Origin of the sequence: Paraburkholderia sp. PGU19, assembly GCF_013426915.1 — a bacterium.
Classification (GTDB): Bacteria; Pseudomonadota; Gammaproteobacteria; order Burkholderiales; family Burkholderiaceae; genus Paraburkholderia.
Window position 1 is genome coordinate 1,766,878 of the sequence record NZ_AP023181.1, and the last position, 21,978, is coordinate 1,788,855.

General features: G+C 59.8%; 22 protein-coding genes. 11 read left to right on the forward strand and 11 right to left on the reverse strand.

What is annotated here, in order from left to right; translation table 11 throughout:
• Positions 1-66: 66 nt before the first annotated feature.
• The gene (locus H1204_RS37600) at positions 67-333 is read left to right on the forward strand and encodes a hypothetical protein (RefSeq protein ID WP_180729654.1); all 267 of its coding nucleotides are present in this window, start codon (positions 67-69) and stop codon (positions 331-333) included.
• 367 nt (positions 334-700) lie between these two features.
• Here the strand turns inward: H1204_RS37600 and H1204_RS37605 are convergent, their stop codons facing one another.
• Entirely contained in the window at positions 701-1,030 is a 330-nt protein-coding gene (locus H1204_RS37605; protein WP_243468843.1) for a J domain-containing protein, read from the reverse strand.
• 169 nt (positions 1,031-1,199) lie between these two features.
• On the opposite strand from H1204_RS37605, the gene H1204_RS37610 reads away from it, so the two are divergent.
• Complete coding sequence (locus H1204_RS37610) at positions 1,200-1,466, forward strand: hypothetical protein (protein WP_180733759.1); 267 nt, start codon at positions 1,200-1,202, stop codon at positions 1,464-1,466.
• Positions 1,467-1,889: 423 nt separating this feature from the next.
• On the opposite strand, the gene H1204_RS37615 is transcribed toward H1204_RS37610, so the two are convergent.
• Complete coding sequence (locus tag H1204_RS37615) at positions 1,890-2,213, reverse strand: hypothetical protein (protein WP_180733341.1); 324 nt, start codon at positions 2,211-2,213, stop codon at positions 1,890-1,892.
• A 612-nt stretch (positions 2,214-2,825) separates the two neighbouring features.
• Complete coding sequence (locus H1204_RS37620; protein WP_180733760.1) at positions 2,826-3,347, reverse strand: hypothetical protein; 522 nt, start codon at positions 3,345-3,347, stop codon at positions 2,826-2,828.
• A gap of 406 nt (positions 3,348-3,753) precedes the next feature.
• On the opposite strand from H1204_RS37620, the gene H1204_RS37625 reads away from it, so the two are divergent.
• Together H1204_RS37625 and ligD are read left to right on the forward strand one after the other, a co-directional pair.
• On the forward strand, positions 3,754-4,197 hold the full coding sequence (locus H1204_RS37625) for a hypothetical protein (RefSeq protein ID WP_243468844.1): 444 nt from the start codon (positions 3,754-3,756) through the stop codon (positions 4,195-4,197).
• A 298-nt stretch (positions 4,198-4,495) separates the two neighbouring features.
• Positions 4,496-6,994 (forward strand): DNA ligase D, encoded by a 2,499-nt coding sequence (ligD, locus tag H1204_RS37630; protein WP_180733761.1) that lies wholly within the window; start codon positions 4,496-4,498, stop codon positions 6,992-6,994.
• Positions 6,995-7,037: 43 nt separating this feature from the next.
• On the opposite strand, the gene H1204_RS37635 is transcribed toward ligD, so the two are convergent.
• Positions 7,038-8,156, reverse strand: coding sequence for an NUDIX domain-containing protein (locus tag H1204_RS37635; protein WP_180733762.1), 1,119 nt, complete (start codon positions 8,154-8,156; stop codon positions 7,038-7,040).
• A gap of 702 nt (positions 8,157-8,858) precedes the next feature.
• Between H1204_RS37635 and H1204_RS37640 the strand changes: the two genes are divergently transcribed.
• Together H1204_RS37640 and H1204_RS37645 are read left to right on the forward strand one after the other, a co-directional pair.
• Positions 8,859-9,032 carry a zinc ribbon domain-containing protein gene (locus tag H1204_RS37640; RefSeq protein WP_180733763.1) on the forward strand — a complete coding sequence of 58 codons (174 nt, stop codon included), beginning with the start codon at positions 8,859-8,861 and terminating at the stop codon, positions 9,030-9,032.
• A 138-nt stretch (positions 9,033-9,170) separates the two neighbouring features.
• Positions 9,171-9,617 carry a hypothetical protein gene (locus H1204_RS37645; protein WP_180733764.1) on the forward strand — a complete coding sequence of 149 codons (447 nt, stop codon included), beginning with the start codon at positions 9,171-9,173 and terminating at the stop codon, positions 9,615-9,617.
• Between the two features lie 136 nt (positions 9,618-9,753).
• Here H1204_RS37645 and H1204_RS37650 read toward each other — a convergent pair whose 3' ends face one another.
• Together H1204_RS37650 and H1204_RS37655 are read right to left on the reverse strand one after the other, a co-directional pair.
• Positions 9,754-10,629 carry an NAD(P)-dependent oxidoreductase gene (locus H1204_RS37650; protein WP_180733765.1) on the reverse strand — a complete coding sequence of 292 codons (876 nt, stop codon included), beginning with the start codon at positions 10,627-10,629 and terminating at the stop codon, positions 9,754-9,756.
• 114 nt (positions 10,630-10,743) lie between these two features.
• Complete coding sequence (locus H1204_RS37655) at positions 10,744-11,343, reverse strand: short chain dehydrogenase (protein WP_180733766.1); 600 nt, start codon at positions 11,341-11,343, stop codon at positions 10,744-10,746.
• A 176-nt stretch (positions 11,344-11,519) separates the two neighbouring features.
• Here H1204_RS37655 and H1204_RS37660 point away from each other — a divergent pair, with 176 nt between their 5' ends.
• Together H1204_RS37660 and H1204_RS37665 are read left to right on the forward strand one after the other, a co-directional pair.
• On the forward strand, positions 11,520-13,295 hold the full coding sequence (locus H1204_RS37660; RefSeq protein ID WP_180733767.1) for a DUF6880 family protein: 1,776 nt from the start codon (positions 11,520-11,522) through the stop codon (positions 13,293-13,295).
• A gap of 643 nt (positions 13,296-13,938) precedes the next feature.
• Positions 13,939-14,466, forward strand: a complete 528-nt coding sequence (locus H1204_RS37665; protein WP_180733768.1) for a Uma2 family endonuclease — start codon at positions 13,939-13,941, stop codon at positions 14,464-14,466.
• Positions 14,467-14,820: 354 nt separating this feature from the next.
• Here the strand turns inward: H1204_RS37665 and H1204_RS37670 are convergent, their stop codons facing one another.
• Both H1204_RS37670 and H1204_RS51880 read right to left on the reverse strand, forming a co-directional pair.
• On the reverse strand, positions 14,821-15,027 hold the full coding sequence (locus H1204_RS37670) for a hypothetical protein (RefSeq protein ID WP_243468845.1): 207 nt from the start codon (positions 15,025-15,027) through the stop codon (positions 14,821-14,823).
• A 197-nt stretch (positions 15,028-15,224) separates the two neighbouring features.
• Positions 15,225-15,506 carry a hypothetical protein gene (locus tag H1204_RS51880; RefSeq protein ID WP_243468846.1) on the reverse strand — a complete coding sequence of 94 codons (282 nt, stop codon included), beginning with the start codon at positions 15,504-15,506 and terminating at the stop codon, positions 15,225-15,227.
• A gap of 468 nt (positions 15,507-15,974) precedes the next feature.
• Between H1204_RS51880 and H1204_RS37675 the strand changes: the two genes are divergently transcribed.
• Both H1204_RS37675 and H1204_RS37680 read left to right on the forward strand, forming a co-directional pair.
• Entirely contained in the window at positions 15,975-16,349 is a 375-nt protein-coding gene (locus H1204_RS37675; RefSeq protein ID WP_180733769.1) for a cupin domain-containing protein, read from the forward strand.
• 905 nt (positions 16,350-17,254) lie between these two features.
• Entirely contained in the window at positions 17,255-17,413 is a 159-nt protein-coding gene (locus tag H1204_RS37680) for a hypothetical protein (protein ID WP_180733770.1), read from the forward strand.
• A gap of 215 nt (positions 17,414-17,628) precedes the next feature.
• Here the strand turns inward: H1204_RS37680 and H1204_RS37685 are convergent, their stop codons facing one another.
• Positions 17,629-19,074 (reverse strand): MATE family efflux transporter, encoded by a 1,446-nt coding sequence (locus H1204_RS37685; protein ID WP_180733771.1) that lies wholly within the window; start codon positions 19,072-19,074, stop codon positions 17,629-17,631.
• Positions 19,075-19,634: 560 nt separating this feature from the next.
• Positions 19,635-20,165, reverse strand: coding sequence for a TIGR01841 family phasin (gene phaP / locus H1204_RS37690; RefSeq protein WP_180733772.1), 531 nt, complete (start codon positions 20,163-20,165; stop codon positions 19,635-19,637).
• A gap of 536 nt (positions 20,166-20,701) precedes the next feature.
• Here phaP and H1204_RS37695 point away from each other — a divergent pair.
• Positions 20,702-21,019, forward strand: coding sequence for a P-II family nitrogen regulator (locus tag H1204_RS37695; RefSeq protein ID WP_180733773.1), 318 nt, complete (start codon positions 20,702-20,704; stop codon positions 21,017-21,019).
• Positions 21,020-21,373: 354 nt separating this feature from the next.
• Here the strand turns inward: H1204_RS37695 and H1204_RS37700 are convergent, their stop codons facing one another.
• Positions 21,374-21,895 carry a hypothetical protein gene (locus H1204_RS37700; protein ID WP_180735173.1) on the reverse strand — a complete coding sequence of 174 codons (522 nt, stop codon included), beginning with the start codon at positions 21,893-21,895 and terminating at the stop codon, positions 21,374-21,376.
• Between the last annotated feature and the right edge of the window lie 83 nt (positions 21,896-21,978).

The following is a 21,978-nucleotide window of genomic DNA, read 5'->3' on the forward strand; positions in this document are numbered from 1 at the left end:
AGTGCCAGCGGCGTGCATCGAGTCCGCTGGCAGTAGAGCACTGGGCGCCGTCGCAGGTGAACCGTGATGCGTCACTTTATTGCGTTGCGCCCGATAGCGACGGGCGCGCTGCGCATGGGCAAGACGCCCGCGGCGAGAGCGCTGGTAACGTTGAGCCGCTTCGCGCAAGCTGGCGCGCCGGGCTGCTTGCGCACAGCCGCCGGCGCAATAGATCTGGCCTCGATCACATCGGCGGCAAATGAACACCTGCGTGCGGCAGCGGGCGCACAGGAAGAAACGGCCCGTGGGCAGCATGCCACCGGCATTGCCTTCGGTCATCGGCGATCCCCGTAGAACGCCGAAGACAATGCGATAGACAGGGGCGCACGAGCCGTGGAATACTGCGGCTGCACGCGCTCCTCTGTTAAGCCCCGTGGCTTTGCATTGCGACTTGTGTGGCGCGACTCCGGGGTGAACTTGGCGGTTTACCGGTGTCGCGCCAGTGGTTTCTTCGGCGCTGCGCCTTTCTACCGCAACCGCTCCCCGCCGTCATCCTCAACGCGCTTTGCGCGTCTGCACTCGCCCTACGGGCTCCTTACGACGCACAAAGCGTCATCGATACCCTGCTGTACGTGTTCCCCACACACTGCTCAACGAGAATAGGTCGTCTAACGGCTCAATTCCGAAACGCCGTCGTTTAGTGTCGGATTTAGACCGGCGTTCACACGTCATAAAGTTCGCGCTGTTTCGGGTCGCCGAGCACCTGATAGGCTTCCCCGAGCCGCTTGAACGCGCGCTCTGCTGCCGCGACGTTATCGCGGTTCCTGTCCGGATGCCATTTCATCGCCAACCGGCGATAGGCCTGCCTGATTTCCTGCGCGGACGCGCTTTCTCTGACACCGAGGGTAGCGTAGTGGTCTTGATAGCCCGACACGTCAAAATGGGGACGAAATGATTTGATTGAGCCTCGTGCTTGCAGCAGGGGCACCACAATCATAGCAGCGTGAAACGGAGCTGCCGGGAACGGATGCGTACCGGCGCTTGTGCGCATGGCAGGACCTGACGGCACAGGGTTCCATGGCAACGACTACGCAAATGCTGTCGCCCTAGAAGGGGTAGCCGGGTTTTTCATGCGTCCGACTGCCGAGTTTGCCGGCGCGCGGCCGAAGCGGCACGCCTATACTTGAGTCACAATAATTGCAGGAAACAAGGAGAATCTCATGTTTCCAACCATGAAACGTCACGCTCCGACACGGGAGGACAAGTTCCGCGTCATCGAAGAGCACTTCATGTTTCCAAAGTGCCGATTCGCGTCCGACGACCCCAAAGCCGTCGCGACATGGTTGCGCGAGAACGGCGGCTACGGTCAGCCAATCAAGCACGATGCCGGACTGCATGTAGCGACAGCGGACAACCGGTACATCCGCAGTGGACCGACGCTCGACCGCTGGATTGACGACGCGCTCGCCGCTCCCGCGAACCAGTAACAGACGCCTCTCCTCAAACCCGACTCCAGCGAGTCGGGTTTTTTCGTTGTAGCCTTTCGGCTGGGATTTTTCTTGCACACTACTTGCGCGCGAACGTCTCCGCGGACCACGGAGCCGGCTGCGCCCCCGTCGTTTGCTCGTTGAACTGTGGAAAGGTTTCGAACCATTGGAACGTTGCAGCGCTGTGATTGAGCAGCAGGGTTCCGCGCATAACATCGGGGTCGAGGGTGTCTCTGTGGAGCAGATTGGGGAACCCACCCACAAAGCGGTCGCCCGGTACGTTTTCCGCGAATCTGTCCGTTCCCGTGACCTTGTTTCTCTGGCAGAAACGCGGCTGTCACGGTCTGCTTGAAAGGCTGGGCACGGGTGCAGCGGTGAGGCAAGTCGATTCCGCGAAAGCCCCACCGTTTTCGACTCGTTTGTTTAGTGGCGGCTGTCGGCGTTGCATCGTGGCAAATGACCACAGGTAGCCAATCCCGAGGGGGATAAGCTACCACTTGCGCTGGTGCTATCGGATACGCCGCCATACCCGGATGTGCTGTTTTTCATTTCGCCGTGCATCGTATCCAGCGGGCTCGAGACAGGGTCCCCGTGGTAGGTCATGCCGGCAGTCGCCGCGCCATGCGCGTTGCCTCCGCCACTCCCACCATTGCCGTTGCCGCCACCCATTGCAAATACGGCGCCCGACGCGCAGGTTGCAGCGACGATGCCGCAGGTCAGGACGGTTTTCAATGTCAGATTCTTCATGATTTGTCTCCTGGAAGTTCGACACGCCCAGGTCGCGTCGAGACTCCATGTGCCGATATCGACGGACCGATTGCGTAGCGGCGGTACACAAACGGTAGATTCACCCCGGAAACGAGACGCTTGCGGTGTGAATACCAGAGGAATACGTGTTAGTCGCGGACCGCTGCCCTAAATGACACGGCCGTTGCTCGATTGGCTCAACGAGATGAGTGTCTCTAATCGCACAGCCCCATAGCGCTGCGTTTCCTGCATATACGGGCGACTCGGCTGCTGGGATGCAACCGTGGCGTGGCGGCGGGCTGTATTCCAGGGTTGGGGTGGACTGTGTTCGGCCTGTCAGACGCAAGACGAACTCGTGGGGAGGCAGTTAACGTACTCGAGGCCATCGGTCAGATTGCTCGCGATGAATTGGTTCTTTCTGGAACAGATGCGGCGTTGCAGCGGCCGAGGCCGCGCGATGGAGCCGGGCGGAAATGACGCACGGTTGACGCCTCTTGAAGTCCGCGTCATCTTGCCGGACCTTGAGGAACGTATGCTCGTCGGACTTTTCCAGCATAAGGGCGTTCACCAAGACGCTTTTAATACGAGTTAGATATCCTGAGTAATTGCGTGTCAGGACGTCGAGCCGGGCTGGTGCCAAGGCCACCCCTTCTTCTCGTCAGGCGCATCCGACTCCACAGACGGCGCGACCACGACCGACACCTCGACCGGACTCGCTTCCTCAACGGCAGCGTGCGACGGTTCGTCCGAGGCTCCTTTTTTTATCTTGGGAAGTCCGGTCCCAAACCACTTCACCTTCTTCTGCATATGGGCGACATAGGTTTTCCAGTCGTCAGGGTTACCATCAAAAAGGTCATGCTGAACGGTTGACGCTAGCGTCTTGCGGTTGAGGTCTGTCTCGAGCAGTTCCTTTGGCCTCAGGAAGAACGCGCTCGCGACGCGTGCGCTAAATTCGGCCACCGTCATCCTTGGGGAAAGCGCCTGGAGGTACCCGACGTCCTGCAACGAATCCTGCTCGTTCGCCAATTGAGCCACCGGTGCGTCCGGCCGACCTTTCCTGGCCAGACAACTCACCACTTCGAGAATGTCGCCGACGTGCAGCAGCAATTCTCGTCTATCGAATCGGTCATCCATCGCAGTTTCTCCGTTCGTAGTGCCTGCCCCTGTGAATGATACTGGCCGGTCTCACAGTGCGGTCCTTGAGCGAGTTACGCATGCTTTGCTGACGGAAGTGGTCGTCGGCGAAAAAGCGGACGGACTACGAGCATGTTCATCCAGCTCGATTCATCCTACTAACACCGATGCGGCGACGCACGCTTCTCTTTTGGAGACATCCTGCCTTGAGCCTATTTTGCTCATCATTTTATGTATGATGAAATGGTCGAGCGTCGACATCCTTTTGATTGCTGGCTGGCGATGGCGCGGCACTTACCCCTGTCATGCCATTTCGATAGAATTACTAAATAGGCGGTCTTGCTGTGTGAGTACTATGCACTCGGGGACGACGGGTACGCTAGTGGGCGGGGTAGGTGACATTCCCGTGCTACTCGATACGGTTCCGATGCCAGCACCGGCATCGACGGAACCGTTTGTCATTGCGGACGAGGGGCGTACCATACTCGTCTACCGCATTGCGCCGTCCGACCTGAGCCGGTACGGTCCCTTCGTTCAGAACGAGGAACCATTTTGTGTTGTCCGGTTCGACGGTGCCGTCTTTCAAAGCCTCGGTCCACCTAACGACGAGGAACTAAGTCAGCATGTCTTGCATGCAAAAGGGTTGTGCCCGTATGGTGCATACGAGGTCGTAAATTCGACCCTCGTCGCCGAGTGGTGGCCAAACATTGCGCCGGCGATTGCCCTGCGCCATTTCATTTTCACCTTCGAAGACAGTAGCTTCGAATGCGTTGCGACCAGTTGCGAGCTTGCCGACGTCTTTGCTGCAGCCGACATTGCGCGGAGGGACGCTTTTTTGCGGTTGCGCTGAAGCCTGTCCGCTCAGGCAGGGCTTATAGGTAAATGCGCTGGTTAAACGTTGAACGCCGCAAAGGAAATGTTGCTATGAGACTGTAGTGTTCTCGAGGCCGTCCAGCCCACATGCGTTCTTGATGAACTATCGCCATTCGCTTACAGTTGACGAGGCAAGAGAGCTACGCAGTTATCTTCGGCAGCTTTTTTTCTGCCACTCTTGGTCGGTAACTCGGAAGCCTCACGCTTCGGGTGACCTCGCATCACGCGAACACGAGTTGTCTTCGGTTCACCCTCTGAGGTCCTAAACTGAAGCCATGCCTGCCATTCCTGACCGGACACGTTCGCCGCTGTCCCACTACCGGAAGAAACGTGACTTCCATGTCACGCCAGAGCCCGCGCCAACGGCTGGAACTTCATCAACTGACGACCAGCGTCTGGTCTTTGTTGTGCAAAAGCACTGGTCTGGCCGCCTGCATTACGACTTTCGCCTCGAACTCGACGGCGTCTTGATGTCGTGGGCCGTACCGAAGGGGCCCAGCTATGACCCGAAGGAAAAGAGGATGGCGATTCACGTCGAGGACCATCCGGTCGACTACGCGAGCTTCGAAGGCACTATTCCGCCAGGGCAGTATGGCGCCGGTACCGTTCTCGTGTGGGACCGTGGAACCTGGGACCCGGCCGGCGACCCGCGCGAGGGAATGAAAGCCGGCAAGCTTGTTTTCAGGCTCCACGGCGAGAAACTCGCCGGTATGTGGGAGTTGGTGCGAATTGCGAAGCCCGAAGACAGGCAGGACCAGTGGATTCTTTTCAAGAAACACGACGAATGGGCACAGCCGCTCGCGCAATATGATGTCATCAAGGCGCTCCCTGACAGCGTCGTCGCAAAGCCTCTGGGGCTTGCGGAGGAACGCGAACCCAGGTCGCTCAATCCATCACCCGTCGCTGATTCGACAATCGACCTCACCGCGGCAACGCCGGCTCCACTTCCCGCAAAACTCGAGCCGCAACTCGCGACGCTGGCTGCGTCGCTGCCGACCGGAGGCGACTGGATAGTCGAGGCAAAGTTTGACGGTTATCGGATGCTCGCGCGTGTTGACAAGGGGCGCGCGCGGCTTTTCACCAGCGGCGGACATGACTGGACAAAGAAGTTATCGAGTCTGGCCGCAGAGGTCGAAAAACTCCCCGTCTCAACTGCATGGCTCGACGGCGAAATGGTTGTGCTGAAGGACGGAATCCCCGACTTCGCTGCTTTGCAGAATGCGATTGACGGCGCTTCCAGCGAAAGCATCGTCTACTTCCTATTTGACCTGATGTACCTGGAGGGAAAGGACCTGCGGAGGGTAGCCCTGAGTTCCAGGCGCGCGCTCCTCGGACAGCTTCTGGAACGCGCGGGGGAGCGGCTTCGCTTCAGCCAGGACTTTGTGGCGCCACCGGCACAGGTATTCAAGGCCGCCTCGGAACTGGGTCTTGAAGGTCTGGTGTTCAAGCGGCGCAATGCGCCGTACCTTTCAGGAAGAACGTTGACGTGGTTCAAGGCCAAGTGCCGGCTGCGCCAGGAATTCGTCATCTGCGGCTTTACCAATCGAAGCGGCGCGCCCGGGGAGGTTGGCAGTTTGCTGCTCGGATATCACGCAGGCGGCAAGCTCTGCGACGCCGGCAGCGTCGGCACCGGCTGGGACGCCCGCACGGCCCGGGACCTGTGGACCCGCCTTACGCCGCTTGAGGTGCTTACTGCCTCATATGACGTCACTGCCACCAAACCACGGCGATGGTCCAGGCGCGCAGCCGGCAGCGAGCGTTGGGTCCAGCCGGTATTGGTCGCGGAAGTTGAGTTCGCCGAATGGACCCCGGATGGTCTCGTGCGACAGGCCTCGTTCAAAGGCTTGCGCTTCGACAAGCCGGCGAGCTGTATCACCCGCGAAGCCGCCCGGACCTTAGCGTCCAGACCTGCACCAGCCGTCAAGGTCACCCACCCGGACAGGGTCATTGACCCGACGACGGGCATCACCAAGCTTGACCTGGTCCGCTATTACGAGAGCGTCGCCGGGTGGCTGCTGCCCCACTTGACGGACCGCCCACTCGCGATGCTGCGCGCGCCGGACGGTCTCTCCGGAGAGCTGTTTTTCCAGAAGCATCCGGAGACCACCAAGATGCCGGGCCTGGAGGAACACAAGTGGCCGGGGCACCGCGTCCTGCTCTCGGTCGACACGCCCGAGGCGCTCATGTCGGCAGCGCAGATGAATGTCGTCGAGTTTCACACGTGGAACTCGACGGTCAGCCGCCTCGACAGCCCTGACCGGGTCATCTTCGACCTCGACCCCGGGGAAGGACTGAAGTGGAAGCAAATGCTGGAAGCAGCACTGCTGGTCCATACCCTGTTGGCCGAACTGGGGCTCAAGGCATGGCTGAAGACGAGCGGCGGCAAGGGGTTGCACATCGTCGTGCCTCTGACGCCAAAACTTGACTACGACATGGTGAAGGGATTCTCCCGGGCGTTCGTCCGGCACCTGGCCAAAGTCATTCCCGAGCGATTTTCGGCAACGTCAGGACCTTCGAATCGCGAGGGCAAGGTGTTTGCAGACTACCTGCGCAATGGGATGGGTCAGACGACCGTGGCCGCTTTTTCGGCCCGTGCTCGACCTGGGATGGGGGTTTCCATGACTGTATCGTGGGACCAGCTTGATGCTCTCAAAGATGGGGCGCAGTGGACCGTGTCAACTGCACGCGAGTACCTCAGCTTTCAGACCCAGGACCCGTGGCAGGATTACTGGTCGACGAAGCAAACGTTGGCCGCAGCCATAAAGCGTCTATAGCGATGTGAACGGTTTTTTGCAGTTCGGAAATACGCCTCCAAGGTCAACTTCCCGGCACGACAGGAAGAACATAGTGGAGAAACCTATCGCCAATCATAAAGTGGTCTTCGAAGAACCGTTCCTCAAGCGACGGCAGTTGAGTTTTCGGCACCCACATCGCGTGGCGTGCGTCGGAGCACCCCTTAACCGGCGGCAGCTCGCCCGCTGGCAAGCCTTCGAATCCGCCATCATTTAGGTTGAAGTAGAACGCGTGGGATAGCCGACGACCGGCTTCACTGCGGCATGGGTCGTCGAAAAGCTCCCGGTCCCGAATAAACGTCCTCAGGAGCTCCGGCCGGATGGCGAGGCTGCTTTCCTCCCTGAGTTCGCGCAGCGCGCCCTCGACGACGCGTTCATCCGGCTCCAGGAACCCCCCGGGCCATGCAAGTGCTCCAGTGCCATATTCGCCGCCTCGCTCGATGAGCAAGACGTGCTCGCGGAACTCCACGACGGCATCCAGGCAACTGTGGTTCGGTACATAGGGAGCGACCTTCCACCTTTCCACATCGGCGCGAATCGCGTAATGCTGATTCCGCAGTGATTCGAACAGAGGGAGCTTCTTGAACGTCGTCAAAAACTGATAGGTGCCGGCTGGCACCATTGTGCGCAGAAACGTTTCCGCGTCCGATTCGTACTCGCGCTCGAACCAGAGGCTTCGCACCTCAGTTTCATTCACTTCGCCGACGCTGGGCTCTTTGAAAAGCTTCCATTCGGGAAACAGATGGAGGTAGTACGAGCTGCGGTCCTTTTCGTGACCGATGAGAGCGATTTTGACGTTGGGATTGGTCAGGCTTCCAACGCCACTACGGACCGCCGCGCACCAGCGGTCGTCATCGTAATAATCTCGAATGTAGACGAATTTCACCCGCTGGTTCTGCTCGCCGGTCAGGCACGAGCGAATCACTGCCTCTCGCTCGGCGGCGTGCAGAGGATGCCTAGGGGAACGCGCGCGATGCGCGGAGCCGAGGACGATGATGACCTCCTCGCCCATATCGAGGCCTCGATGGACCAGCGCAAGCTGGCCATTGTGCATGCCCAGCTGAAAGCGACCAATGAACACAACGGCGTCGAAGTCTCCGTCGAGCGGGTACGGATACTCTTTAGTGGGGTCGAGAGTGGACATGATTTGATTGCCGCGCCAGGAATTTGGCGACCGTTGCCGAAAGCACGGCTACGAAGACGAATGATACGCGCTGCCTGGCCGCGCTTGAATTCAGCGTTTTTGACGAGACGCAGGACACGAGTTACCGATGCCACCATCGCCTTCGGCGACGCGCTTATCCAAGCGAGCTTGCGCGCGAGCTGGCCCACTGCAAGTCGTCCACGTGGACGATGCGTATGTTGCGTTCGTCGCGAGCGCTTGTGCGAAATCGCAAACGGGAAGATGCGCGCTTCGTCGGGAGCTTCCTTCGCCAGAAAACGAGTGGCCTTTTCGTGGTTCATCGCCTGCACGCTATGGCGAGAGCAGACCTCTGTCGATAGAGACGCGCGCCGGTGTGGCGGCGCTAAACTGAAGTATGGCCTGACCTCCGTGCTATCACGGGGCATGGTGCCAAGCTGGCGAGGGAAAGCCCAGCGTGGGAGAAGGCGCGATGGCGATTGAGCGAATCTGGGTGAGAGCCAGCTATACGATAAGGAAAAACGCGCAGCGGACCTCCGGTCAGGTGGAGTTCATCGCGCGCGTGACAGAGCCCGAACAGGGCGCCAGCCTGACTGAGCGCGCAAGGCGCGCAGTGGCCCGTCGACTGCACGTGCCTGAGTCGAGCGTCGATATCACCGGGCTAATCACAGACTGAACATTAGCCTTCCGGCAAGGAGCGGCATCATGGCAACCGACGAGCAGGTCCTCTACGTCTATCGGTGCAAGGCATGCGGCCATGCCGGCGAGGTGCGTCTCGACGATGATTCGCACGAAGGTGAACAGGCAAACTGTGATTCGTGCGGCGAACCGGTTGCGCTCAAATTAGGTGGCGTGCGATTCGTCCCAGGAAGCCGTTAGCCTCAGGCTGCGGCGGCGCACCGGATTTCGCTCGAGTCGCGTCCGTATCCGGAAATCGCCAGGTCAGGACCAGCTCTCCTGGACCTCGTCAGGACTAAGCTATAGTTCTGGCGACTTTGTCGTGCGCAGGGGTAACCGATGGCCGACCGGTTGACGGTGCAGCAGTTTTTCGATGCTTTACGTGCGCAGAACATCACACCGCTTGCCGATACGCCGGCGGTGAGAGCGAGCGTCGACAATCGGGTGCGCAATCTTTGCATGGGCTATCCCATCCAGGGCCGGTGGCCGGTACTTGACCTGGAGAGCGTGATGCTCAACGACCTGCCAAACCTGCTCGACCTTGCGCGCGACGACTATCTGGGGACAGTGAATTTGCGGGACTTCGACGAAACCTACGCGATGAACGGGTGGTTCGACGACTTCAGGCAGCAATGGGGGCTCACGGACTTACCGCGCATTCGCGCAGTGATGCTGGAACTGCTCCCGGCAGGTAGAACCTGGAAGTCACCTGAACTGTGGGCAGCCTACAAGAAGGCCGCGCGCGCTCCGCGGGGTTCGTTGCTGCGACGGCTGCTGGGCGGCTAGCGAGGCCGGTGCGGCATTCGGGCGGTCGTGCAGCGACGCATGTGTGACGAAGGTAGAGACAGCCAGGAGTTCGATGTGGGCGAGCTCATTGAACGCCTTATATGCGGTAATTGCATTGCAACGAATGCGGCGGATGTCACGAACCCGGCATGGCCTTGACCATATTGTCCGCCCGTAGCATGCCCGGCAAGGCCTCAACGAAGAAATCTGCCTGGAATGCCACGCCAGCCTTGACGTCGTATTGCGAGAACTCCCGGACGCCAGCCGCCAGTAGCACTTCGTCATCGAGAAAGAAATTTCCCGAGCACTCTCTGGATGGGCGCGTCAGGATATAGTGGGCCGCGTCGGCGACTATCTCCGGCTTGCGACACGCAGCAATCATATCGGCGCCGCCAATCTCGTTGCGCACGGCAGCAGTCGCAATCGCAGTTCGCGGCCACAGCGAATTCACGGCGACGCCATGCTCCCTGAATTCGCCGGCCAGCGCCAGCGTGAAGAGGCGCATCGTGTATTTGGCGATGGTGTATGCCGGGAAATCCTTGAACCACTTCGGGTCTGTGACCAGCGGAGGCGACAGCGTCAGGATATGTGGATTCGGCGAATTGAGGAGGTGAGGCAGGCAGGCTTGTGCACAGACAAACGTGCCTCTCCCGTTCACCCCGTGCATCAGGTCGTACCGCTTGACGGGCATATCCAGCGTTCCCGTCAGTCGGATGGCGCTGGCATTGTTCACGAGTATGTCGATGCCGCCGAACACCTCAATAGCCCTGGCAACCGCGCCCTTTACGCGTTCCTCATCGCGAATGTCGACGACCAGCGCAAGCGCCTTTCCGCCAGCAGCTTCCACGGCCGCCGCTGCCGTATGCACAGTGCCCTCAAGCCGCGGGTCCGGGTTGGCCGTCTTCGCTGCAATCACAATGTTCGCGCCGTCGCGTGCCGCCCGGAGTGCAATGGCAAGGCCGATACCGCGACTGCCACCTGACATGAATAGTGTCTTGCCGGCGAGGTTCATGGTTATCTCCTTAATACTTGCGTTGGCATGTGATTACGTACGAAAGGGCGCTGTTACGAGTCAAAAACACCAAGACTGAAGTCGTACGCCGTTGCTGGGACGGCGGCGCTGCTATCACGGCTTCCTGGCTGGAATGACCTGTCCTGAGATGTCCTCGACCAGGCTGCGCTTGTACGCCTGGGCCACCACAGCGGCGGGAATACCTGCCGAATAAGCCTGCCCCATCGCGGCAAGTGTTTCTGAAACCCAGCCTGGGCTGACGACGTTGACCCGTGCCTTGCCCTGCAATTCGAGCGCTGCGGACCGGACAAACGCCTCGACCCCCGCATTCACCATGCCCACTACTGCACTCCCTGTGACCGGATGCAGGGAGAGAATGCCGCTGGTTAGCGTCAGAGACCCGCCTTGCGCGATATGACCGACCGAGCACCGGACGAGATTGACCTGCCCCATCAGCTTGTTGGCCAGGCTGAACGCAAAGTCGTCATCTGAGAGCGATTCGAGCGGTGCGAATTTCACCGCACCTGCGGCGCAAATCACGGCATCAACCGTTCCGAGCTGCTGGTACATTGAGACGATGGACGCCTTGTCTGCGAGGTCCACTGACAGGTCTGGGCCATTGCGGCTCGCGCCAATGACCTGATGTTCGGGCGAGAGCAGGCGAACGATTTCCTTGCCGAGCACTCCGGTTACGCCAACTATCAGCACGCGCATAAGTCCTCCTTATCCGGAAGGGTCACGCCACCGCGGAGTGACGTATCACGTGTGACGTGACGACGAACGAATATCGTACTACCGCTCGTGCTGGCGCGAACACCGCACTACACACAGCGCTGCACAGCGGACGGGCTAGAATTCTCCGTCGACTCACATAGAGACATATGCACGCCATGTCCAGCCACTCACCGCTTCATGACGTCCTTACCCTCAAGGAAATCCAGTCGCTCGCAGACCCGAAGACATTTGCGCGGGGCAAAGCCTATTTCCACGAGGGGGCGGTATCGCGGCTCGATGAGCGAGATGGCGTGCTCCATGCCCATGTCCGCGGTACGCAGCGGTACAGCGTCGAGCTTGGCATCGGCGACGACGGCGCGTTGACCTACGAATGCGACTGTCCCGTAGGCGAGGACGGCATCTTCTGCAAGCATGCTGTCGCGGTCGCGCTGTCGTGGCTCGAGAACACAGGGGAGGAGGTGTTTCATGCCGACGAATCAAAGCCGGTGAAGGCCCGCAAAGCGCGCAAGACGTACGAAGAGCTGATTCGCGAATACGTCGCGACGTTGAACGAGGACGCGGTGTGCAACCTGCTATTCGAGGTGGTCGAGCGTGACATGACGCTGCGCGACAAGTTGCTTTTCGCAGCGCGAGCAGCGGCCGCCAGTGACCTCCCGAGCATGAAGACTGCCGTGCGGCAGGCGACACGCATCTCGCGTCCGCTCGACTGGCGTGAGGCCGGAGCGTACGGTGACGGCCTGATGTCACTCGCGGACACGCTGCGTCAGCGACTTGCAGGTCCTCACGCAGCCCAGGTCGTTGAGCTCGCGGAGCTGGCGATTGCGGGTGCCGAAAAAAGCCTTGAACAGATTGACGACTCCGGGGGCGACGTGATACCGGCCATCATGGAGCTGGCTGCCGTACATCTCGAAGCATGCCGGCAAACCCTTCCAGACCGAACAAAGCTGGCCGAGCGCCTCTTTCGCTTTCAGACCGAAGGAGTATGGGACACATTCTACGATGTGTTGCCCGCTTACGCCGAGCCACTGGGCGACGCCGGACTGCGCAGGTACCGCGAACTCGCCGGGAACGGGTGGAACGCGCTGCCGTCGCTCGCTCCGAGCAACGAATTTCGAAGGTCGTTCGACCCGCTTCGGATGCGACTTGAGCGCGCGATGGAGGCGCTCGCGGAACTGGACGACGACGTCGACGCGCTGATTAGCATCCGCTCGAAGGACCTGTCGAGTCCCTACCGGTTTCTTCTCGTCGCGGAGCTTTGCGCGAAACACCGTCGTGACGACGAAGCGCTGGCGTGGGCTGAACGTGGCCTCAAGGAATCCGGCAAGAACGTGGACCAGCGTCTGCTCGACTTCTGTATTCAGGAATACCTGCGCCGTGGCGAGTTTGCAAAGGCCGATGCATTCGCCTGGCAGCGCTTTGAGATGCGCCCTGTCGCTGAAGCGTTTACGGCGGTTATGGACGTTGCCACGGCTACCGGTCGGTACGATACAACGCGCGAACGCGCGCTCACTCATCTGTGGGCGCTTGTCCGCACGGAAGAGGCGGCGACAAAAGCGAAGCGCAATGTCTGGCATTCGTCGACCCGCACGGAACTGGTGAAAGTCTTTCTGGCAGCACGCGACCACGAAACTGCCTGGAGTACGTTCTGCGGCGGTCCGGTATCGACAGACATGTGGGCAACGATGGCGTCTGTTCGTGCGACGACGAATCCGCACGACGCCATCGCACTCTATCACCGGCTGCTGCCGGTTGCGGCTGAGCAGGGAACTAGAAAGGCCCGATATGACGAGGCGTTCGGCATCGTGCGGACTATCGGGCAGTTGCGGGCGAAACTGAACGAGCACATTGAGTTTGCCGGTGAACTGGAGAACATCCGGGAGACCTATCGTGCGAAGCGCAACTTTATGAAGTTGCTCGCGACATTGGGATAGCCTCCGCTACCGAGCGTGATGTCCGTAGCAACGCACGGTGTCGGCCGGGACGGTCACGCTCACGCCGCGTCCGTTCTTGGCCGATATAAAGGCGCTCCTCTATATTCCGGGCTGGAGGAGAGGGCTGAATACCCCGCGGCCAGCAGATTGGCGCCAAGCGGGAAGCTCATGGGCGCGACCCGGGAGTTGCAGCTAGAGGGTGAGCGGCGGGACGCGCATTGTCCCGGATAGTCTGGCTGTGCGGTGGCGGATGCGCTCGACCACAGTGCCCCTTGCGACAGGCCGGCTCCGCGGTCCAGATTGGCTGACGTGATGGGGTGAAGCTCGCTTGCCTGCCGTCGGTCGGACTAGGGGGAGCTTTGCCCCAAGCTCAAGGCTCTCTCACCACAATCCAGAAGTAGAAAAGCTCTTGTTCTTGAGAACGAGTCTTTTCGGGGAGGGCTGGCAATGTGTGAGTGGTACAGCTGCTTCGGAAGCTACGTTTGAAAATGGTTTGTTTCGCCACTTTGCAACGCCGAATGTTTGAATGTTTGGTGCGACGCACAGCGCGCGCATTGTTTGTCAACGGCGATGCGGCCGAGTCGCCTTGCCGCCCCGCTTCGCGGGGTTATACACTGGGATTGACTATTTAGCGGAGAGCGCCATGAAAACGCAAAATCTCCCGGCCCCAGACACGCTGTTGGCAGTATGGCGAAACCTGACTGCCCACGCGGTCGGCGACGGACGGGTCGAATACGAAGTCGACCCGCTGGGACGAGTCGTCGACCATCGACGGGTGTGTCCATGGCATCAACTCCTTGTCACCGACATGTTCTGCCAGCTTGCCTCGCAGTTGGGGCCTCGCGTGGCGATGCGTCAGCCGGTAACAACCCGGTCGTTCGGCATCCGCATTGCCGACGTCGTGTGGATGCCCGAGGAGAAGTGGCCCGAAATCGATTCGGACGCCCCGTTACCTTCCGTTCCCGACCTGTGCATCGAGGTGCTCGCGGACGACAATGACGCCGACCAGGTTGAGCGCAAGGCTGACGCCTACCTCAACAGCGGTGCGCAGGAAGTCATCATCGTCGGCCCCCTTGGGAAGGTTGAATTTCGAGGGCTAGACGGTCCGCGTGCGTCATCCCTGTTTCGCGTGACCCTCGAACCGGACCCGATGTTTTTCGCGTGGGCGTGACATACATCGCGCGCATACGAAATCGTGTCGAGCACCCAGGCTGAGTTCGAGGCGGCGGCCAAAACGGTCTTCAAACAGCTTCATTTGACACGAAGGGGTGGTTCGACAACATGTCGAAAAATGCACTGCCGGGCGGTGAAGCGATTGCTGCCATCTGGAAGTCGAGTTTCGGGGCCGTGGGCGAGACGGCCAGCGCGGCATACATGGCTGCCACGAAAACGAGGAAAACGGTCGTTGAAAACGCTGTTAGCGTCGCGTAGTCCCTACCGCCTACATAAGCGATGCAGCATCCGGCGGATTACACAGTACAAGGATGTCGCTCCCGCTTTTGCGACGCTAAAGGTGCCCATTTGTTCAGTAGCACATCAAACGCTTCACTGCCTCTTTCAGTTCCTGCATCGCAGCTTCGAACCTGACAAGTTCGAGCGTCGATGGCTGGTCGTTGCCATCTGACACGAAGTGTCGTTCAAGAGCGGTGGACGCAGCTTGTACGTCGCGAGCGGCGCTTACAATGCGCTCCAACGCGCGGGCTTCATCGGACCTCGTCGTTTCTGTCGACATGGGGTTCCCCTGGGCTGCCTGACATGCCGTTGACGTGTGTTTTGTCTGTGCTGAAAGGGACGATGTGTTGCTCTCCCGGCAATTCGGCGCCGTACGCGGGAAGTGATGGAATCAAGCCGGCGACAATACTCTCATGGCGGACCGAGCGACGTCCACCAGGGGCTAGCCGCGAGCGCAACGTGCGATGGTCCCCTGCGTTACAGGGGTATGGACGTCGGCGCCGACCCCTCACGAGCAATGCGGTCGGCAGTCACCCGCGGCCGGCCGGCAGCAGGCGGAAACACGTACCAGCTGCCATCATCGTGCCTGAAGAAGAACAACGCGCGCACTCCGCGTGATGACGACGTCTCAACGCACACACACCGTCGCCCGCCCAACCGGGTGCGACTGAATCTGGTTACATGACCCGATATCGCCGGAGCCGGTGCGAGCCATTTCTCGACCTGGCAACGCAGGGACTGCCCGTTCACGCTTTTCATGTTCCGCTCCAGCAGGTACAAAGCCGACCGGCGTTGAAAGGAGCGCGGGTCGCGACGAGAGGCGGACGATTCTCGCCCCTTGTGTCCTCAACGTCGCAGATGGCCGAGATGTTGACGCGGATTTGTGAGTTCTGAAACCAGAAATTTCGAGTCGAGCTGGTGGCAGACAGTCGCCGCGGAGGAAGACGGCCGACGGAGCCACGTGCGTCTTACCTCGGGCCAGGACAGAAGTAGTCCCGTCAAAGCGGACAGCACACCTCTGCGGCCCGGTTCGCCGTGCTGGCGCGTTGTCCTCGCTTTACGTCACCGTGCCTTGACGTCCGAGCCGGCGGGCGGGACACTCAACGCGAGTCATCGTTGTGCGGCCGATGTCTCGCACCACGTGGAGCAACACAGACCGCTGAGATTTCACTCTCGCGGGGCATATCGCCCCGACTGGAACATAGGCCGCAAAAGGGGAAATCACCCATGGCGTTTGCGCTGACATTTCCACAACTGTTTTCAGACGCGATTGGCGAAAGTCATTTTGGGTCGGTGAACCTGCAGCTGGTAACCCGCAACTTCGCGCCCCCCGCTGAACCCTTTGACGTGTCGGATTTCGCGGCAGCGACCCGCTACGGATTTTTGCGCGCGCCCAGCGGATGGGTCGGCGACCTTCATCCTTCGCCCATGTGCATGTGGGTATTCGTTCTCAGCGGGGAAGTTGAGTTTGAGGCCAGTGACGGTGAACGACGTCGCGTCGCGGCAGGCGGCGCGATACTGCTTGAGGACACGACGGGCGAGGGGCATCAGAGCCGTGTCATCGGCGACGTGCCAGCGCTTCTCGCCGTGGTTCAAGTTTGACGTCGTGGTTCCTTGGTTGAGGTGCAAGCCCATCCCGTCGCGGTTAAATCATGCTCGAGAAGATGTAAGTCCGAGCCATGAAGCTGAGGACGTCGCCTGTCGCCACAGCCAGGACGACGACCACGGCACGTAGCCATATCGTCGATGAGTTGGGGCAACCAATACACAGCGGCGGGTCATGCAGACCTGTATTTCACTGCGGCGGCGTCAGCAAGCGGCAGTACGCTCTCAGCTGGCTCATCGCCTCCGGCGGAACACACTGGCACGGCGTCTCGACTGATACCCGGGATTTTCCCGTTTTGGCTGGCGGGACCGTGGCTCGAGCGCCAGCCTTCGAGCTTCGTGTGCCTGCGACGAGCTTTCGGACAGGGCGCCGTTGTTCCACATCCAGAGCGGAAGAACGGTAACGACAGCACAGTTTCCGATGTCTTGCACGACGACGAAACAGCGGTCGTCCCCTTTGCTGTAGACCAGGTAAAAGTGCCGGTCGGGCGGGGACTCCCCAAGTGACACGCATCGACCTGCGTCCACCATTTCTCGAACAGATGTTGCCGACAGAGTTGACCGTTGGCTTATCCGTTCTTTTGCGTGAGGGGCGACCCAAGACCGTCGAGGGCTAACCCGTCTCCTGGAAAAATGAATCGTCGCCTCCCATGTGTTGATGGCGTTCCAGCGCGAGTCTATTCGGCCTTTGAGTTCGCCGCAACGCGGTCACTACGGCGGCCTCTGACCACCCGGCTCGGGGACGCGCGGTGTTACTAGGGAGCGACAACCCGAAACCGGCCTCGGTGTCGGCGTATTTTTCGCCGAGGGTCCACAGGTACGTTGCTTTCGCTCCTTGATTCTCGCCAGCACGCCACCTAATGTGGAAAGTGCCATAACGGCAGAGACCTAAGGAGTACATCATGCCATCGCCCAGAAAGGCCTCACCTGCTCACGGGGCAGAAGCCGACATGTCGAGCAAGAAGAAAGTAGCCTCGCCGGCGAAGGGCGCCGGAAAGGCGCAGGGCGAGAAAAACCCTCAAATGGCCAAGCAGCGCCCCAAGACCAAATCGAAAGCCTGAAACGGAAACGCCCCAGAAACGGGGCGTTTCCGTTTGCTGGCGAAGCCCATCGGCTCGACCTACCTCACAAACTGCCACTGCCAGCAAAGGCGCCGATGAAGAACGTGGCGGCGACGAAGTCCGCGCCGGTTCATCGTCCTGCATCCCCGGGAATATCTCGCAGACGAGAGACTGTCACACCAACCTCCTCAAACTGGCCGGTACGGTAGCGAGCATCATTGCACACGAGGCGCGATGGTATTGCCAGTCGCTGCGCCTGGGACGCTGACTGCCGACGACGTCGGCTCATTGGCGTGCCGCTGTGCCAGGCGGGCGCAATCCCCCATCGGCAGACGCCTGACGACAAGAAAGGCGACCAGCATCGCCATCGTTCCGAAAATCGCGCTACCCGCTGCCTGGCCCACCAATACACCGATGGGGCCATGTCGGATTCCGACCGCCACAAACGGCACTGTCCCGACCGTCGCTCGTCCCCAATTGAATAGCGTTGATAGAAGAGGACGGTCTAAATTGTTGAATGTCGCGTTCGCCACGAAAAGACATCCAACGAAGGCATAGCTTGCGACCAGCCATGAGCAAAAAGTCGAGATGATTGTTGCGGTAACGCCGTGCGCGGAGAAAGAGCGAATTAGACTGTTCTGAGCAAACGCCAGCACGAGCCAGGCCACTGCAACGGTCAGCAGGACGAACGCGAGGCTGTTTCGTACAGTTTCCCGAATTCGGTCCGCCCGGCCAGCACCGAGGTTCTGCGAGATGATGGGACCGACCGCACCGGTCAGCGCGTATATCAAGGCGAAGGCGACCGGGGAGATACGGTCAATTGTGGCCTGTCCGGCGACCGCCGCGGGACCAAAACTCGCCATTGCATGCGTGACGTACGCACTGGCGACCGGCGTCGCCAGGTTGGTCAGGACGGCCGGAAGTGCCACCTTCAGCACGGGCTTCACATCCCGCCACGAGCGCCCTATACGCGGACGGCGGCCGACCAGGTGATTGACTCTTGCCACTCCGTACAAACCTACAACGGCCAACGCCATGCGTGCGACGACGTTTGAAACGGCAGCACCAGTCAATCCAAGGCGCAGGCCGAAAATGAGAATTGGGTCTAGGACTGCTGTGATGACCGCCGCCGTGAGAGTCACCATCATGGCTCGTCGTGCATCGCCAGTCGAGCGCATAATCGCCGCCGTGCACATCCCAATTGCAAGCAGCGGATAGGTCGGGCCAGTGATGTAAAGGAAAGTGCGAGCCAACTCGCGCGTTTCTCCTCTCGCACCGAGAGTGTTGAGGATTGGGTTGAGTAGCGCCAGCGTCGCTGCGCTCAACACGATGGTCACCAAGCCCATCCAGATGAGACTGGCGGAAGCGACCTGTCGAGCTTTGACATGTTGACCAGCGCCGAGTAAGCGAGCGACGGTCGCACTCACTCCGATGGTCGCGCCGATTGAGATGGCGACATGAAAGAAGTTGATGGTGCCCGCGAAGCCCACAGCCGCCGCCACCGAAGCATCGCCAAGAAGCGATATATAGAAAAGGTTCGCAAGGTCGACTGCGAATACCGCCATCAGGCCGATTGCGCCGGTGCCCGCCATGACCACAACATGACGCATGGTCGAGCCTGAAACGAAACGGGCAGAACGTGCTGCGGTGCGTACATTCATCGCGTCAACGTGAGGGTCACAGTCTACCAATCATGGCACGAACCGCGGCCGTACACGGCTACGCCACTTTCCAGGCTCTCAACAGGTCTGCTGCGCTGCGGTTCGACTCAAACACGTTGCCGCACTACTGCGCCTGGATTACGCAGGCACTTCCCGGGGCAACGCTCAAGCGGGCGTTTGGATTCGGAACTGTAGGCGAGCTATATCGGTCATCCACACGCCCAGTTGAGCTTGCGCTGCTGAATCGTCTCTCCGGGTTCTGCCAAAATCAAGGCGAAGACAGCGAGGGCAGTTTGGGCACGAGCCAAACGTCGGGGAAATGCCGTTCCGCTTCGGCATGCGATATACCATGTGTGCGCGACGGACCGGCGCGCGCTTGCCATTGATGCGATGGACCGTGCTCGTACTTCTCGTTCCGCTCGGTCGTCGGCTCGTCAGCCAGTGGTGAGGCAATGAAGCTAAAGGTGAAATGACTCCAGAGCCGGCGCACCTTGCGCCGGCTTTTCGTGCCCAAAAGGTCACCCTTCAAAGGCTGACATCCTCAAGGGCGGGCTCGTGTGTTACGCCTTGGCCGTGACGACCGGCTTGCCAGCAATGTCGACAACCTCCACGGCTTCCTTTGCCGTCCCCATGGCCTGCTGCTGGAACGCCGTACCCGCATCTCGCATAGCCTCGAGGCCCTTCGACCAGAACGCGGCAAACGTGCCGCTTTGCAGTGGCGCGTTTTTGCCGAGATTGTCTGCGAGCGCTTGACTTTCCCGAACGTACTCACTCACCTGCTTCTGGCTCTGCGCGAGCAGTTGACTGCTGGTCTCGGTGACAATTTCATTGACGTGCCGCCAGTAGGCCTGCGCCTTCTCTGTCGTCGCCTCGTTCTGTCGCGTCTGCAGCTCAAGCAACGACTGGGAGTCTTTGGCGGATACGGCCCCAGAGAGGACCGCCTGGTTTTCGAATAACGAGGCTCTTGCGGCCTGTATGTTTAAATCCACCAGCTTTTCAAAGCCCGGATAGGCAGTGTTCAAGAATCCAAAGAGCGCATCCATGCCTGCTTTCTGTGCTGCAATGAACTGTTCAGGGACTTGCGCAATCATTTGTGTGACTCCATGTCAGAATCTTTCGGTTATCGACTTCCGTCCTCGCAGTGCAACGATGTCTGGCAGCTATTACCAGTTACCATCCGCGTTCTTTTTTCTGTTGCAATTTTTTTGCACCGCAGCAACCCTATTCTTTCGGGAGCACACCGTCAACCAGGGGAAATCACGCGGTCGTGTGGCCGCCACGTCGCTGTTGGCGAGGGCTTGGTTTAGGAAAAATGTCGGCAGACCTATATTTATCCGGACGCCAAGTCGTAGCGATGCAGTGCTCGAGGCTTGACGCAATTTGCCGAAGATGCGGCGGATGGACCACGGCTCCGGGGGCTGATTCGAAGAATGCGAACCGATACGGCATAGACCGGATTGCAGTAACTTGTCCGGTTCCCCAAGGTATGGCAGAGATACACTATCAGATGACACAAGACGGAGTTCGAGATGCAGGGAAGATTCAGGCAGTAGTTGATGCAAGGTAGGCGCCGAATGGGTAGCAGCGCATGACGTCCTTCCATCAAGGAGTCAACGAGGAGCAAGACATGGAACTTAAATGTGTTGTGGCGGTTGTTCGGCCGGACGTTCTGCAAACTCTGGAAAAGAGGCTCGGCGCTATTGATATCCACGGCATAACCGTTAGCAAGGTAAAAGGGTTCGGCGCGCATCCAAACCTGTTTGCCGATGATTGGACGACCGAGCACCTCAAAATCGAAATTTTCGCCCAGGCATCGGACGTTGAAACCCTCGTAAGAGCAATCATGGATATCGCGCACGTCGGGCCGGCCGGAGACGGCATAGTCGCGATTATTCCCGTCGAAAGGTTTTTCCGCGTCCGCACGCAGTCTGAGGCAATACCTTGACCTGACGGCTCACGCCGATGGTCCTGAGTGCGGTCGCCCTGGCTCTGGCACGGGAGGCCGAAAAAGACAACGTTGCAGACTGGGTCCGTGCGTTGCTCGATGAAATGAGCCGGTTTTGTCGCCGGCCATTCCATCGGAGCTTTAAATGGCACACGAACAGCATCAATCTCGCACCTCGGCCTTCGACACATGAGCGACGGCTTGCGACCACTGCTCTACGGCAACAGCCCGACAGCTTTACTGTTTTGTGCAAGAAGAAGCTCAGGCCTTTGTCATTGAGGGTGCTGTCGCCAAGGCCGAGTCCGGGCCCTCGGGAATTTGGAATCCGCGGTAGACGCCACGAGCAGAAGTGAGTCAGGACGTCGACCCCGGCTGGGGCCAAGGCCACCCCTTCTTCTCGTCAGGCGCATCCCACTCCACAGACGGCGCGACCACGACCGACACCTCGACCGGACTCGCTTCCTCAATGGCAGCGTGCGCCGGTTCTTCCGAAGTGCCGCTTTTCATCGCGGGAAGCCCGGTCCCAAACCAGCGTACCTTCTTCTGCATCTCGGCGACATAGGCCTTCCAGCCGGAAGGATTGCCATCAAAGAGGTCATGCTGAACGGTTGACGCCAGCGCATTGCGGTTGAGTTCGGCCTCGAGCAGTTCCTTTGGCCACAGGAAGAACGCGCTCGCGAGGCGCTCGCTGAACTCGGCCACCGTCATCTTCCGGTCAAGCACACGGAGGTACCCGAAGTCCCGCAACGAATCCTGTTCCATCGCGAGTTGAGCCACAAGCGAATCCGGCCGACCCGTCTTGGCCAAACAGCTTACGGCTTCGAGCATGTCCCCGACGTGAAGCAAAAGCTCTCGTCTATCAAATCGGTCGTCCATCGCAGTATCTCCTTTCATCGCGTCGTGTTCGATGATACCGGTCTCGTGAGGATTTTCATCGAGCGCGTTCTTTCCCGAACGAT